The 15,711-nt window shown below is 70.3% G+C and carries 12 protein-coding genes; 10 read left to right on the forward strand and 2 right to left on the reverse strand.

Translation table 11 applies throughout. The annotated features are described in order from the left end of the window. The first annotated feature begins 19 nt into the window (after positions 1–19). From D1369_RS35665 to D1369_RS35680, 4 genes are all read left to right on the forward strand, one after another. Complete coding sequence (locus D1369_RS35665; RefSeq protein WP_007380360.1) at positions 20–1,108, forward strand: glycine betaine/L-proline ABC transporter ATP-binding protein; 1,089 nt, start codon at positions 20–22, stop codon at positions 1,106–1,108. Beyond that, complete coding sequence (locus D1369_RS35670; protein ID WP_037899130.1) at positions 1,108–3,117, forward strand: ABC transporter permease subunit; 2,010 nt, start codon at positions 1,108–1,110, stop codon at positions 3,115–3,117. Before D1369_RS35665 ends, D1369_RS35670 begins: the two co-directional genes overlap by 1 nt. 13 nt (positions 3,118–3,130) lie before the next feature. Next, complete coding sequence (locus tag D1369_RS35675; protein ID WP_007380358.1) at positions 3,131–4,096, forward strand: ABC transporter substrate-binding protein; 966 nt, start codon at positions 3,131–3,133, stop codon at positions 4,094–4,096. A 212-nt stretch (positions 4,097–4,308) separates the two neighbouring features. Further along, entirely contained in the window at positions 4,309–6,747 is a 2,439-nt protein-coding gene (locus D1369_RS35680) for an FAD-dependent oxidoreductase (RefSeq protein WP_118082831.1), read from the forward strand. A 24-nt stretch (positions 6,748–6,771) separates the two neighbouring features. Here D1369_RS35680 and D1369_RS35685 read toward each other — a convergent pair whose 3' ends face one another. Then, a complete protein-coding gene (locus D1369_RS35685) occupies positions 6,772–7,563 on the reverse strand; it encodes an IclR family transcriptional regulator (RefSeq protein WP_205574500.1) in 792 nt (263 codons plus the stop codon). A 32-nt stretch (positions 7,564–7,595) separates the two neighbouring features. Continuing rightward, positions 7,596–8,468, reverse strand: a complete 873-nt coding sequence (purU, locus tag D1369_RS35690; protein ID WP_007380355.1) for a formyltetrahydrofolate deformylase — start codon at positions 8,466–8,468, stop codon at positions 7,596–7,598. Positions 8,469–8,614: 146 nt separating this feature from the next. Here purU and D1369_RS44190 point away from each other — a divergent pair, with 146 nt between their 5' ends. From D1369_RS44190 to D1369_RS35720, 6 genes are all read left to right on the forward strand, one after another. Continuing rightward, positions 8,615–8,785 carry a hypothetical protein gene (locus D1369_RS44190; protein ID WP_237557599.1) on the forward strand — a complete coding sequence of 57 codons (171 nt, stop codon included), beginning with the start codon at positions 8,615–8,617 and terminating at the stop codon, positions 8,783–8,785. 277 nt (positions 8,786–9,062) lie between these two features. Beyond that, a complete protein-coding gene (locus D1369_RS35700) occupies positions 9,063–10,112 on the forward strand; it encodes a LacI family DNA-binding transcriptional regulator (protein ID WP_037903090.1) in 1,050 nt (349 codons plus the stop codon). Positions 10,113–10,368: 256 nt separating this feature from the next. After that, positions 10,369–11,754, forward strand: coding sequence for an extracellular solute-binding protein (locus D1369_RS35705; RefSeq protein WP_037899126.1), 1,386 nt, complete (start codon positions 10,369–10,371; stop codon positions 11,752–11,754). 1 nt (position 11,755) lies between these two features. Beyond that, a complete protein-coding gene (locus D1369_RS35710) occupies positions 11,756–12,631 on the forward strand; it encodes a sugar ABC transporter permease (RefSeq protein ID WP_007380351.1) in 876 nt (291 codons plus the stop codon). Beyond that, positions 12,628–13,551, forward strand: a complete 924-nt coding sequence (locus D1369_RS35715; RefSeq protein WP_007380350.1) for a carbohydrate ABC transporter permease — start codon at positions 12,628–12,630, stop codon at positions 13,549–13,551. Before D1369_RS35710 ends, D1369_RS35715 begins: the two co-directional genes overlap by 4 nt. Before the next feature lie 29 nt (positions 13,552–13,580). After that, a complete protein-coding gene (locus tag D1369_RS35720) occupies positions 13,581–15,704 on the forward strand; it encodes a beta-galactosidase (protein WP_037899124.1) in 2,124 nt (707 codons plus the stop codon). Positions 15,705–15,711: the final 7 nt, after the last annotated feature.

Here is a 15,711-nt window from a genome sequence, read left to right on the forward strand (position 1 = left end):
CGCCGAGAAGAGGTCGACCATGACCCCAACCCAGACCGAGGTGCCGCCGCGCCGCGGTACCCCCGAGGACGCGGCCCCCACGCCCGTCATATCCGTACGCGGGCTGTGGAAGGTGTTCGGGCCGAAGGCGGACCAGGTACCGGACTCCGAGGAGCTGAGCGGGCTCACCCGCCGCGAGCTCATGGACCGCACCGGCTGCACCGCCGCCGTGCGGGACGTGGACTTCGATGTCGCGCCCGGCGAGGTCTTCGTCGTCATGGGGCTGTCCGGCTCCGGCAAGTCCACCCTGGTGCGCTGTCTGACCCGTCTGATCGAGCCCACCGCCGGCGAGATCGTCTTCGAGGGCGAGAACATCCGGGACGCCGACGAGCGGCGGCTGCGCGAGCTGCGGCGCAGCAAGTTCTCCATGGTCTTCCAGCACTTCGGTCTGCTGCCCCACCGCCGCGTCGTCGACAACGTGGCGTTCGGGCTTGAGATCCGCGGCATGGGCCGGGCCGAGCGCACCAGGCGGGCGCTGGAGGTCGTCGAACTCGTGGGACTGTCCGGATACGAGAACTCCTACCCCGACCAGCTCTCCGGCGGTATGCAGCAACGCGTGGGCCTGGCAAGGGCGTTGGCCGGCGATCCGGACGTCCTCCTCTTCGACGAGCCCTTCTCGGCGCTCGACCCGCTGATCCGCCGTGACATGCAGAACGAGGTCATCCGGCTGCACCACGAGGTCGGCAAGACGATGGTGTTCATCACCCACGACCTCTCCGAGGCCCTGAAGCTCGGCGACCGCATCCTCATCATGCGCGACGGCAAGACCGTCCAGTGCGGCACCGGCGACGAACTCGTCGGCGCCCCCGCCGACGACTACGTACGCGACTTCGTCAAGGACGTGCCGCGCGGCGATGTGCTGACCCTGCGCTGGATCATGCGCCCGGCAACACCCGAAGACCCCCTGGACGGACCCGAGTTGGGCCCGGACGTGGTGGTGAAGGAGGCCACCCGGGCGGTGCTCGCGGCCGAGAAGCCCGTCAAGGTCGTCGAGAACGGCGAACTGCTCGGCATCGTCGGCGACGAGGAGATCCTCGCGGTGGTCGCCGGACAGGAAGGCGACGCGTGATGACCGTCGCCATGGAGAAACCCGAGACCTCGGGGGAGGCGCAGCAGTCCGTCCCGCCGCCACCCGTCGCCCCCGTACGCCGGATCAGCCGGGCCATGGTGGTCGGCGCGATCCTGGTGGTCTGGCTCCTCCTCTTCGCCGTACTGCGCGGACGGCAGACCCTGTCGCTGGCCGCGGCCGACCTCACCGATCTGCACCGCTGGCTCAACGACGTCAACGACTCCATCGGCGCCGACCGCAACTCCAACCCGCTGTTCCTGTACTTCTTCAACGAGATCCGGCTGGTCATCGACAACCTGGTGACCTTCGTCCAGGACCTGATCTCCCAGCCGTCCGGCGACCGCCCGGTCCCGCAGATCGGCTGGCTCGGCGTGGTGGGCCTCGCCGGCTATGTCTCCTGGGCAGTGGCCAACTGGCGGGTCGCGCTGCTGGCCGTGGCCGGCTTCACCTTCCTGGGGCTCCAGGGCCTGTGGCAGGAGAGCATGGACACCCTGTCGCTGACGCTCTCCGCGGTCCTCGTGGCGCTGCTGTTCGCGATCCCGCTGGGGGTGTGGGCGGGCCTGTCGGAACGGGTCAACCGGATCGTCACGCCCTTCCTGGACTTCATGCAGACGATGCCGACCATGGTCTACCTCGCGCCGCTCACTCTGTTCTTCCTCATCGGCGGCGCCTCCGCGACCATCGCCACCGTCATCTACGCGGCACCCCCGGCCCTGCGCATCACCGCGCACGCCATTCGCTCGGTGCCCCCGACGACGGTCGAGGCGGCCGAGTCCATGGGCGCCACCCGCAGGCAGTCCCTGCTGAAGGTGCTGCTGCCGATGTCCCGGCGGACCGTGGTGATGGGCGTCAACCAGACCATCATGGCCGCCCTCGCCATGGTGACCATCGCCGCTCTGATCGACGCCCCCGGCCTCGGCAAGACCGTCGTCCAGGCCCTCCAGTCCCTCGACGTCGGCACGGCCTTCAACGCGGGCCTCGCGATCGTCGTCATGGCGATCGTCCTGGACCGGGTCACCACTGCGGCGAGCGAACGGGCGGAGGCGGCCCGGCGGTCCGGCAACCCGCTGCTCAAGTGGCGGCGGCACCTGCTCGTGGCCGGGGGAGCGGTGGCGGCCGTGCTCGTGTACCTGTCCCACACCTACCTGTGGGCGGCCGAGTTCCCCGGCGACGGCGGCACCGGCAGCACCATCGCCAAGGCGGCGGACAACGTGACCACTTGGGCGCAGGACCACCTGTCCGGGCTGACCAACGGCTTCCGGGACGTCATCACCAACGGCCTGCTCAACCCGTTCCAGACGCTGCTCACCGACTCCCCGTGGTGGCTCGTCGGCGCCGCCCTGGTCGGGATCGCGGTGGTCCTCGGCGGGTGGCGTGCCGGGATCACCACCGCCGTGTGCGTGGGCCTGCTCGTCGCCACCGGCGTGTGGTCGGACGGCATGACGACCCTCGCCTCGACCGTCGTGGCGACCGTGCTCGTCATGCTGCTCGGCATGGTCTTCGGGGTGTGGATGGGCCGCAGCGCGCTGGTGGACCGGCTCGTGCGGCCCACCCTCGACGCGGCCCAGGTCATGCCGCCGTTCGTCTACCTTGTGCCGTTCCTCGCCCTGTTCGGTGCGACCCGGTTCACGGCCATCGTCGCCGCGATCGTCTACGCGGCCCCGGTCGCCATCAAGATCATCGCCGACGGGGTGCGTACCGTGCCCGCGGCCACCGTCGAGGCGGCCACCTCCTCCGGGTGCAACACCTGGCAGATCATCACCAAGGTGCAGCTGCCGATGGCCCGCAGCGCCCTGACGCTCGCGACCAACCAGGGCCTGATCTACGTGCTGTCGATGGTCGTCGTCGGCGGCCTCGTGGGCGCGGGCGCCCTCGGCTACGACGTGGTGGCCGGCTTCTCGCAGGGACAGCTCTACGGCAAGGGCCTGGCGGCCGGTCTCGCCATCGTCCTGCTCGGCGTCATGTTCGACCGGATCACTCAAGCAGCGGCTCGCCGCACCAGTAACTGAGGAGCACGACACGATGGCAAGACACTGGCGAGCCGGCGCGGCCGGCCTGGCCGTCCTCGGCCTCACCCTCACGGCCTGCGGCGGCGCGAAGGTCGGTGACTCCTCGGAGGCCGGCGGCTCGGGCAGCTCGGGCAAGTGCGGCACCTTCAACCTCGCGGTCAACCCGTGGGTGGGCTACGAGGCGGACGCGGCGGTCGTCGCGTACGTCGCCGAGCACGACCTGAAGTGCAAGGTCACCAAGAAGGACCTCAAGGAGGAGATCGCCTGGCAGGGCTTCGGCACCGGTGAGGTCGACGCCGTCCTGGAGAACTGGGGCCACGACGATCTGAAGAAGAAGTACATCACCCAGCAGAAGACCGCCGTGGCGGCCGGCTCGACCGGCAACAAGGGCATCATCGGCTGGTACGTGCCGCCGTGGCTGGCCAAGGCCCACCCGGACATCAAGAACTGGAAGAACCTCAACAAGTACGCCGCGAAGTTCAAGACCTCGGAGTCCGGCGGCAAGGGCCAGCTCCTGGACGGCGACCCGTCGTACGTCACCAACGACGAGGCGCTGGTGAAGAACCTCAAGCTGGACTTCAAGGTGGTGTACGCGGGCAGCGAGACCGCGCTGATCCAGGCGTACCGCAACGCCGAGAAGAACAAGCAGTGGGTGATCGGCTACTTCTACGAGCCGCAGTGGTTCCTGTCCGAGGTGCCCCTGGTCAAGGTCGACCTGCCCGCCTACAAGACGGGCTGCGACGCCGATCCGGCCAAGGTCGCCTGCGACTACCCCGTCTACGACCTCGACAAGATCGTCAGCGCCAAGTTCGCCAAGTCGGGCAGCCCGGCCTACGACCTGGTGAAGAAGTTCAACTGGACCAACGACGACCAGAACACCGTGGCCAAGTACATCGCGGTGGACAAGATGACGCCGGAAGCGGCGGCCAAGAAGTGGGTCGACGCCAACCGCGGCAAGGTCGACGCCTGGATCAAGTAAGCCTGACAGGGATCAGGCAAGCCTGTCAGGAAGCCCGGTGGGCGGCGCGCCCGGATGTGCGCCGCCCACCGGGCATTGCCGTTTCCGGAGCCGTTTCCCCGCCCGTTCCGCCACGTCACCGGGCCTCTTGACACCCACCCGCACGGCGGGCACATTGAGTTGCGCAGCCTGAATCGTGTTGCGCACAAAGCAACTTAACCGGAGGTGCGGCGATGGCGGGACCCCGAGTGGTCATCATCGGAGCGGGCGTCGTCGGCGCGGCACTCGCCGACGAGATCTCCGCGCGCGGCTGGACCGAGGTGACCGTGGTCGACCAGGGCCCGCTCCCGGCCACCGGAGGGTCGTCGTCGCACGCGCCGGGTCTGGTCTTCCAGGCCAACCCCTCCAAGACCATGACCGAGCTGGCCCGCTACACCGTCGAGAAGTTCTGCTCCCTCGACGTCGACGGACAGCCCTGCTTCCTCCAGGTCGGCGGCCTGGAGGTGGCGACCACCCCGGAGCGCGTCACCGAACTCCACCGCCGGCACGGCTGGCTCACCGCCTGGGGCGTCGAGTCGCGGATCCTGACCGCCGACGAGTGCGTCGAGAAGCACCCCCTGGTCAACCGCGACCGGGTCCTCGCCGGCCTGCACATCCCCACCGACGGCCTCGCCAAGGCCGTCCTCGCCGTCGAGGCGCAGATCCGCCGGGCCACCGAGCGCGGAGTGACCTTCCTGGCCCGCCACGAGGTCCTGGACGTGCTCCGGGCCGACGGCGAGGTCACGGGCGTCCGCACCGACCAGGGAGACCTGGCAGCCGACATCGTCGTGTGCTGCGCCGGCATCTGGGGCCCCAGGATCGCCCGCATGGTCGGCATGAACCTCCCGCTCACCCCGCTCGGCCACCAGCTCGCCTGGACCGGCCCGGTCCCGGCGCTCGCGGGCCAGAAGGAGGAGGCGGTGCGCCCGATCCTGCGCCACCAGGACGCCGACCTCTACTACCGCGACCGCCACGACACCCTCGGCATCGGCTACTACGGCCACCGCCCCATGCCCATCACCGCCGACGAGATCCTCTCCGTCGACGAGGCCGACACCATGCCCTCGGTCCTCAAGTTCACCGAGGACGACTTCGCGGACGCCTGGACCGAGACGCAGTCACTGCTCCCGGCCACGAAGGACGCCAAGGTCGAGGAGGGCATCAACGGCCTGTTCTCCTTCACCACCGACGGCCTGCCCCTGCTCGGCGAGTCCCCGGACGTCAAGGGCTTCTGGGTCGCCGAGGCCGTCTGGGTCACCCACTCCGCCGGTGTCGGCCGGGCCGTCGCCGAGTGGCTGGTCGACGGCCACTGCTCCTCCTTCGACCTCCACGAGTGCGACGTCAACCGCTTCGAGCCGCACCAGCTCTCCCCGGAGTACGTCCTGGCCCGCGACTGCCAGAACTTCGTCGAGGTCTACGACATCCTGCACCCGCTCCAGCCCTCCGGCGACCCGCGCCCGATCCGCACCACCCCCTTCTACGCCCGCCAGCAGGAACTCGGCGCCTTCTTCCTGGAGGCGAACGGCTGGGAGCGGCCGCACTGGTACGAGGCCAACGCGGGCTTGGTGGAAGGCCGTTCGATCGTCACCCCCAACGACTGGGCCGCCCGGTACTGGTCACCGATCGTCGGCGCCGAGGCCCAGACCACCCGCGAGACCGTCGCGATGTACGACATGACGGCCCTCAAGCGCCTGGAGGTGAGCGGCCGGGGCGCGGCCGCCTTCCTGGAGCGGCTGTGCACCGGCAAGGTCGCCAAGTCCGTCGGCTCGGTGACGTACACGCTGCTCCTGGACCACGACGGCGGCATCCGCAGCGACATCACCGTCGCCCGGCTGGCCCCCGATGTCTTCCAGGTCGGCGCCAACGGCAACCTCGACCTCGACTGGTTCACCCGCCACCTGCCCGCCGACGGCACCGTCCAGGTCCGCGACATCACTCCCGGCACCTGCTGCATCGGCCTGTGGGGACCGCTCGCCCGGGACGTCCTCCAGCCGCTCACGGACGAGGACTTCTCGGCGACGGGCCTGAAGTACTTCCGCGCCAAGCGCGCCCACATCGGGTCCGTCCCGGTGACGGCCATGCGCCTGTCGTACGTCGGCGAGCTCGGCTGGGAGCTGTACACCACGGCCGACCTCGGCCAGAAGCTGTGGGACACCCTGTGGCGGGCGGCGAAGCCGCTGGGCGGTATCGCGGCCGGGCGGGGCGCCTTCAACAGCCTCCGCCTGGAGAAGGGTTACCGCTCCTTCGGCACCGACATGACCTACGAGCACGACCCCTACGAGGCCGGGGTCGGCTTCGCCGTCAGGGCCGACAAGGAGGACTTCGTCGGCAAGGCGGCCCTGGAGCGGCGCGCGGCCGGCGTGCGGCGGAAACTGACCTGCCTGACCATCGAGGACCCGCGGGCCGTCGTGATGGGCAAGGAGCCTGTGTACGACGGACAGCGCGCGGTCGGCCACGTCACCAGCGCGGCCTTCGGCTACACCATCGGCAAGGGCATCGCCTACGCGTGGCTGCCGGCGGAGCTCACCGCCCCCGGGACCACCGTGCACATCGGCTACTTCGACCAGCGCGTGGAGGCGGTCGTGGCCGAGGAGCCGCTGTTCGACCCGGCGATGTCCCGACTTCGGGGGTGAGCGGGGCGCGGCGAAGGCGGGTCGTCAGCCCAAGTAGCCGAGTCGGCGGCTGAGTTCGTCGGCGCTCTCCACCAGCACCGGTGCCAGTTCGTGCATCCGCTCCTCGGTGAGCCGGAAGGCGGGGCCCGAGGCGGTGAGGGCGGCGACGACCTTGCCCTCAGCGGAACGCACGGGCGCCGCCATGGCGTTGAGGCCCTCCTCGTACTCCTCCACCGTCATGGCGTAGCCCTGCTCGCGGACCCGGACCAGCTCCGCCTCCAGCTCCTGCCGGGAGGTCAAGGTGCGTGCCGTCATCCGCTCCAGCCCGGCCGTGGCGACGAGTTCGTCCCGGCGCCGGTCGGTGAGGTGGGCGAGCAGGACCTTGCCGCTCGACGTGCAGTGCATCGGCGTCAGCCGCCCGACCCAGTTCTGCGCGGTGATGGCGGACCGGCCGCGCACCTGGTCGAGGTTGATCACATGATGGGACTCCAGGACCGCGATGTTCATCGTCTCGCCCAGCTTGTCGGCGAGGCGCTCGCAGATCCCGCGGCCGTGCTTGGTGACGTCGATGCGCCCGGTGACCGCGCCGGCCAGCCGCACGATGCCGAAGCCCAGGCGGTACTTCCCGCGCTCGCCCTCCTGCTCGACCATCCCGTGCGCCTCCAGCGCGCCCAGCAGACGGAACGCGGTGGACTTGTGGACGTCGATCGCCTCGGCCACTTCACTGACGCCTGCCTCGCCGCGCTGCGCGAGGATCTCCAGCACGGTGACGGCCCGGTCGACGGACTGCACCCCGCCGCCGGACGTGCCCCCGGACTCGGTGCCGTTGTTGCTCATGGCGGAACCTTATGCGAACAGGTCGCCGCTGGTCAGCGGAAGACCACCGTGCGATGACCGTTGATCATCACCCGGCTCTGGGAGTGCCACTCCACGGCCCGGGCGAGGACCTGCGCCTCGACGTCTCGCCCCAGGGTGACCAGACTCTCCGCGCTCTGCGCGTGGTTCACGCGGATGACGTCCTGCTCGATGATGGGCCCCTCGTCGAGGTCCGGGGTGACGTAGTGGGCCGTGGCCCCGACGAGCTTCACGCCCCGCTCGTGCGCCTGGACGTAGGGCCGCGCCCCCTTGAAGCTCGGCAGGAACGAGTGGTGGATGTTGATGGCCCGGCCTTCGAGCTGCTTGCACAGGTCGTTCGAGAGGATCTGCATGTAACGGGCGAGGACCACGAGGTCGATGTCCAGCCGGTCGACCAGTTCGAGCAGCCGCGCCTCCGCGTCCGCCTTCGTCTCCGGCGTCACCGGCACATGGTGGAAGGGGATGCCGTAACTCTCGGCGAGCGGTGCGAAGTCCCGGTGGTTGGAGACGATCGCCGGCACCTCGATGCCGAGCGCGCCGGTGCGCTGCCGGAAGAGCAGGTCGTTCAGGCAGTGGCCGAACTTCGACACCATGATCAGGGTGCGGGTGGGGGTGGCCGCGTTCCGCAGCTGCCAGGTGATGCGGTACGCCTCGGCGACCGGTGCGAAGCCGGACCGCAGATCCTCCAGGGTGGTGCCCGGGTCCGAGACGTCGAAGTGGACGCGCATGAAGAAGCGGTCCTGGAGCCGGTCGTCGAACTGCTGGCTCTCCTGGATGTTCCCGGAGTGCCGGACCAGGAAGCCGGTGACGGCATGGACGAGGCCGGACCGGTCCGGGCAGGACAGGGTGAGGACGAACTCGCGGTCGGGTAGCGGTCGAAGAGACACGAAGTCCTCCCGATGGCTGCGCATTACGCAACAGTGCGACTGATACGCAACATGGTCCCGGCTGGGGCGGCCCTTGGTCAAGGGGCGGCTTCCGCTGTGGCGGTCACACCGTGGGCCGCGCGGCGACCTCGGGATCGTCCGGGTCGGTGAGGGGGCGCCGAGGCACCCCGCTCGCCGGCTGTGTCGCCGTGCAGTCCGCCGCCTGGGCCGTCGACGCGCTCCTGCTGTACGTGGCCGCGTACGCCCTGGACACGTCGATCCCGCGCCGGTTCACCGCCCTGCCCGTCGAGACCTTTCGCCCGTCTCGGGTGCGCTGATCCGCGGTCCGGGGGTGAGCCGCCCTCCGTCGGGAGTTGGGCGTCGGGTGGGCGCGCCCGGGCCCCGCTCAGCCCTGCCACCCCCTCGATCCTGCGCGAACCCTTGACACGCCCCAGCCGACTGCGTAGATATGACTGCGCAGTCATGACAGCGCAGTCATAGAGGGCGGACAAGCCTTCGACGGACCGCTCTGGCTAGGATCTGAGCCGCCGACATCGGGAGACAGCAATGACGCCAGTGGGAGGACAGGGCGGCGGCCCCGGCGCGCCGCGCGCCGTGGACGTGGCCCGGCTGGCCGGCGTCTCGCAGAAGACCGTCTCCCGGGTGTTCAACGGCGAGCGGTACGTGTCCGCCGAGGTGCGCGAGCGGGTGCTCCGGGCCGCGGAGGGCGTCGGTTACCGGCTGAACGGCGCCGCCCGGGCCCTGGCCTCGGGACGCACCCGTTCGATCGGTGTGGTCACCCTCGGCACCGCCCTGTACGGTCCCGCCTCCCTGCTCATCTGCATCGAGCGGGCCGCCCGGGACGCGGGATACGCGCTCCGGGTCGTCAACACGCTGGAAGGCGACCCGGCGGGTGTCGCCGGGGCCGTGGAGTCGCTCCTGGAACAGGGCGTGGACGGCATCGTCGTGTCCGAGCCCATCGATGAGGGCTCGGTGTCACTCAGTGTCGACATCCCGGTTCTGGTCCTCGGGGCACCCGCCGCCTTCGGCGGTCCACGTGCCGTGGCCGCGGGTGTCGGCGCCGAGTCACTGGCCCGGGCGGCCACCGAACACCTGCTGGACCTCGGACATGTGACGGTCCATCACCTCGCCGGGCCGCAGAGGTGGTTCGCGGCCCGGGACCGGCTCCAGGGCTGGCGGGCGGCGCTCGCGGCCCGCGAGCGCGAGCAGCCACCCGTCATCGAGGGCGACTGGTCGGCCTCGTCCGGCTACACGGCGGGCCACGAACTCGCCGCCGCCGGTGACGTCACCGCGGTGTTCGCCGCCAACGACGACATGGCCGTCGGCCTGATCCGCGCCCTCCTGGAAGCGGGCCTGCGGGTGCCGCACGACGTGAGTGTCGTCGGCTTCGACGACATCCCCGTCTCCGCGTATGTCACCCCACCGCTGACCACCGTCCGCCAGCCCTTCGACGCCGTGGCCCGCGAAGGGCTCCGGCTCCTGGTGCAGGCCATCGAGAAACCGGACGCCGAGCCGGCACCGGCGGGCGACCCACCGGTCGAGCTCGTCGTACGCGCCTCGACGGCACCCCCGCCGACGGGTGGGGGGCGCCCGGCCCCCGGTTCGCGCGACTCGGCGCACGCGCCCCCGACCACCGCCGACTGATCCACGCTTCCCGGCCCGCGAGACGACTCCTCCCGGGCCGGGAGATGAGCCCGAACTGTGCTCGTCGCTTCCGAACCGCCTTCCCCGACCGTGGACTTCCGCCACGCGACACAGCATCCGCGTGCCCGTCCCGATCCCCGCGCCGCCTGCCCCAACCCCCGGTAGCGACGCCGGAGCCGTACTCCTCCCTTTCCCACCCTCACGACGCGCCCTCGCCAGGCGTGCCGTCCCGATGCCCTTTCGGCGGGAGTTCACCATGCCCAGAGACTTCGTACCCACGTCCGCCATGAGCCGTCGGCGGTTCCTCGCCGCGACCGGAGCCCTCTCCCTCGGCGCCGCGCTCACCGCCTGCGGTGGCGGCGACCCGGGCGGCTCCGCCGGCTCCACGAAGCCGGTCGGCCAGGCCGACATCGACAAGGCGATGAAGACGCCGACCCAGCTGACCTTCTGGACCTGGGTCCCGGACATCCAGCAGGAGGTGGCCCTCTTCGAGCAGAAGTACCCGGCGATCAAGGTCAAGGTCGTCAACGCGGGCCAGGGCATCACGCACTACACCAAGCTGCGCACCGCGCTGAAGGCCGGCAGCGGCGCCCCGGACCTGGCGCAGATCGAGTACCAGGCCATCCCCACCTTCACCATCACCGACAGCCTGCTGAACCTGAGCCCGTACGGCGCCTCCGCGCTCAAGGACAAGTTCGTCGACTGGACCTGGGGACAGGTCAGCGGCCCCGACGGCGAGGTCTGGGCGATCCCCCAGGACACCGGCCCGATGGGGATGCTCTACCGCAAGGACATCTTCGACAAGCACGGCATCGAAGTCCCCACGACCTGGGACGAGTTCGCCGAGGCGGCCCGCAAGCTCCACAAGGCCGGCCCCGATGTCTACCTCACCAACCTCGCGGCCAACGAACCCGCCGCCTGGCACGGTCTGTTGTGGCAGGCGGGCGCCAAGCCGTACGCCACCTCCGGCAAGAGCACCCTGACCGTCGACGTCGACGACGCGGTCTCCGGGAAGCTCGCCGACTACTGGAGCGGACTCGCGAAGGAGGGCGTCATCAGCACCGACCCCGACTTCGTCGACGCCTGGTACGCGGGCTTCAACAAGGGCAAGTACGCCACCTGGCTCACCGCCGCCTGGGGCCCCGCCTTCCTGTCCGGCTCGGCCAAGTCCACCGCGGGCAACTGGCGCGCGGCCCCGCTCCCGCAGTGGGACGCCGCCAAGCCCGCCTCCGGTAACTGGGGCGGCTCCACCACCGCGGCCATGCGCTCCACCAAGAACCCCGTCGCGGCGGCCCGGTTCGCCCAGTTCCTCAACAGCGACCCGGCGAGCGCCAAGATGTTCGCCACCAAGCAGTTCTTCTTCCCGGCCACCAAGTCCCTCCTCGCGGACCCGAGTTTCACCGGTGAGGCCCCCGCCTTCTACGGCGGTCAGAAGGTCAACCAGGTCTTCGCCGACATCGGCGACACCGTCTCGCCCTCCTTCCAGTGGCCGCCGTTCCTCGACCAGGCGGCCACCGACTGGACCGAGACCGTCGGCAAGTCCCTCGCCGACAAGTCCGACACCGCCGCCGCGCTCGGCCAGTGGCAGTCGCGCCTGACGACGTACGCCAAGAAGCAGGGCTTCACCGTCAAGGGGGCCTGAGATGACCGCCGTTCGGTCAAGGAGGGCCGGGCCGCTGTTCGTGGCCCCCTTCCTGATCCTCTTCCTGCTGCTCTTCCTCGCTCCGCTCGGCTACGCCGCCTACCTCAGCCTCTTCCAGCAACGCCTGGTCGGCGGCACGGTCTTCGTCGGCCTCGACAACTACGTCACCGCCCTCAAGGACCCCCTGCTCCTGCACGGCGTCGGCCGCGTGGCTCTCTTCTTCCTCCTCCAGGTCCCGCTGATGCTGCTGCTGGCCCTGGCGTTCGCCCTCGCCCTCGACAGCGGCCTGCTGCGCCTCGCCCGCGTGATCCGGCTCGGCATCTTCGTGCCGTACGCCGTCCCGAGCGTGGTCGCCGCACTGATGTGGGGCTACCTCTACGGCCCCGACTTCGGCCCCTTCGCGCAGCTGAGCCGGAAACTGGACCTGCCGGCCCCGGACCTCCTGAGCGGCGGCTGGATGCTGGGCAGCCTGTCGAACATCGTGACCTGGGAGTTCGTCGGCTACAACATGATCATCCTGTACGCGGCGCTGCGGACCATCCCGCACGACCTGTACGAGGCGGCCGCCATGGACGGGGCGGGCGCCTGGCGGATCGCCCGGTCGATCAAACTGCCCGCGCTGCGCCCGGCGTTGCTCCTCACCCTGCTGTTCTCGGTGATCGGCAGCTTCCAGCTGTTCAACGAGCCCAAGCTGCTGATGGCCATCGCCCCGGACGTCATCAGCAGCTCCTACACCGCCAACCTCTACGCCTACTCCCTCGCGTTCACCGGCGACCAGCTCAACTACGCGGCGACGGTCTCCTTCCTCCTGGGACTGGTCATCGTCATCGCCTCCTACGCCGTCCTCCTGACCGCGAACCGCAGGAGGTCCGCATGACGACCACCTTGCGGCAGCCACCGGTGGCCGCCAAGTCCCCGGCCGCACCCGTACGGCACCGGCCCGCCGCCCGGCGCCGCAGCACCCCGCTGACGATCGCCATGCTCGTGGCCCTGGCCTACTTCCTGCTCCCGCTGTGCTGGCTGCTGGTCGCCTCGACCAAGAGCACCCAGGACCTGTTCAACAGTTTCGGCCTGTGGTTCTCGCACACTCCGCAGCTGCTGACGAACATCGAGGCGACCTTCACCCAGGACGACGGCGTCTTCGTGCACTGGCTGCTCAACACCGTGCTGTACGCGGTCGTCAGCGCGCTCGGCGCCGCCCTGCTCGCGGCGGCCGCGGGGTACGGCTTCGCCAAGTTCCGCTTCCGCGGCGACCGGTTCGCCTTCAACCTCGTCCTCGGCGCCATCATGGTCCCGGCGACCGCCCTGGCGATCCCGACCTATCTGCTGTTCGCCAAGGCCGGCCCGGTCAACACGCCCTGGGCGATCATCCTGCCCTCGCTGGTCAACCCCTTCGGCCTCTACCTGATGCGGGTCTACGCGGCCGACGCCGTCCCGGACAGCCTCCTGGAGGCCGCCCGCATCGACGGCGCGGGGGAGGCCCGGATCTTCTTCCGGATCGCGCTCAGACTGCTGGCCCCCGGCCTGGTGACCGTCCTGCTGTTCACGCTGGTGGCGACCTGGAACAACTACTTCCTGCCGCTGATCATGCTGAACGACCCGAATCTGTACCCCGTCACGGTCGGGCTCTCGTCCTGGGCAGCCCAGGCGCAGAACGGCGGGGCCGGCGCCAGCAGCGACATGCTGCCGCTCGTCGTGACCGGCTCCCTGATCTCGATCGTGCCGCTCGCCATCGCCTTCCTCGTGCTCCAGCGCTACTGGCAGAGCGGCCTGGCGACCGGCAGCGTCAAGCAGTAACTCCCCCCTGTTTCCCTGGAGGTTCATCGATGGCGGTCCTGCCCGACCACGTCCTGTTCGGTGCCGCGTACTACCACGAGTACACGCCCGCCTACGACCCCGAACTGCGGCCCGACGAACGGCTGAAGACCGACCTCGACCTCATGGCCGAGGCGAACTTCACCGTGATCCGCGTGGGTGAGTCGGTCTGGTCGACCTGGGAGCCCGAGAACGGCCGCTTCGACCTCGACTGGCTGCAGCCGGTCCTCGACGGCGCCCACGAGCGCGGCATCGGCGTCGTCCTCGGCACCCCGACCTACGCCGTACCGCCGTGGCTGGCCCGCCAGTACCCGGAGATCACGGGTGAACGGCGGACCGGCGAACGCATTGGCTGGGGCGCCCGGCAGGAGGTGGACTTCACCCACCCCGCGTTCCGCTTCCACGCCGAGCGGATCATCCGGAAGATCGTCGCCCGGTACGCGGACCACCCGGCGGTCATCGGCTGGCAGGTCGACAACGAACCGGGCCTGCACCTCTTCCACAACCACGGCGTCTTCCAGCGGTTCGTCGACCACCTGCGCGACCGGTACGGCGACGTCGAGACCCTCAACCGCGAGTGGGGGCTGGAGTACTGGTCGCACCGCCTGTCCACCTGGGCCGACCTGTGGACCCCGGACGGCAACGAACAGCCCCAGTACGACGTCGCCTGGCGGGAGTTCCAGGCCCGGCAGGTCACCGAGTTCATCGGCTGGCAGGCGGACATCGTCCGCGAGTACGCGGCCCCCGAGCACTTCGTCACCACCTGTATCTCCTACACCCGCCAGGCAGTCGCGGACGACGAGCTGTCCGCCCGGCTCGACATCGCCTCCGGCAACCCGTACTACGACATGCAGGACGGCCTCCTGCTGCCCGACCCCACACCCGACGAGCACGAACAGCGCTGGAAGACCACCGGTGTCTGGTCGATGTACCAGACCGCCGACTGGATGTTCTCCTCCCGCCAGGAGCCCTTCCTCGTCACCGAGACCAACGCGAACTCCATCGGCTTCGCCTGGGACAACCGGCCCGGCTACGACGGCCAGTGGCGCCAGGCCGCGTGGGCGCACGTGGCCCGGGGCGCGCGGATGATCGAGTACTGGCAGTGGCAGACCCTGCGCTTCGGCGCCGAGACCTACTGGGGCGGAGTCCTCCCGCACAGCGGACAGCCGGGCCGCACCTACGCCGAACTCGCCCGCCTGGGAGCCGAGTTCACGAAGGCCGGACCGCTCGTCGCCGGACTCGAACCGGACGCCGACGTCACGCTGGTCTACTCGACGCCCAGCAAGTGGCTGATGCAGAAGCACCCCCCGCTGGCCACTCCCGACGGCAACCCCGACCCGACCGCCTACCACCGCATCTTCGACCCCTTCTACCGCGGCGCCTTCGAGTCCGGACGTCAGGTGCGGATCGTGCACGCCCGGCAACTGCACGAGGGCATGACACCGCAGGAGACCGCCCGCCGCCACCCGGTGCTGGTCGTACCCGCGCTGTACATCGCCGACGACGCCACTCTCGACCGGCTCGCCGCCTACGCCCACGCCGGCGGCCACCTCGTCCTCGGCCCGCGCACCGGATACGCCGACCACGAGGCCCGCGCCCGGCACGAGAAGGCACCGGGACGCCTCACCGAGGCCGCGGGGGTCTCGTACGACGAATTCAGCAACCTCGCGCACCGCATCCCCGTGGACTCCGTGGGCCCCCTGAGGCTGCCGGAGGGCGCGACGGCGACCCGCTGGGCCGACGCCCTGACCGTCGCCGACGCCGAGGTGCTGGCCACTTACCGGCACCCGCACTTCGGGAACTGGCCCGCGATCACCACCCGTCGGCACGGCGAGGGCCGTGTCACCTGTGTCGGCACGGTCCCGGACCGCGCCCTCGCGCGAGGACTGGCGCAGTGGCTGGCACCGGCCCCCCGCCACGGCTGGCAGGACCTCCCGGACACGGTCACCGCGACGACCGGCACCGCTCCCGGCGGGCAGCGTGTGCACATCGTCCACAACTGGAGCTGGGAGCCGACCCGTGTCGGCGCTCCCCTTGACCTGACCGACGTCCTGAACGACGCCCCGGTCCCCGCCGGAGCCGAACTGGAGCTCGGCGCCTGGGACGTGCGCGTGCTCGTCACCGCGGACAACTGAGCACCAC

The organism is Streptomyces sp. CC0208, assembly GCF_003443735.1.
Classification (GTDB): domain Bacteria; phylum Actinomycetota; class Actinomycetes; order Streptomycetales; family Streptomycetaceae; genus Streptomyces; species Streptomyces sviceus.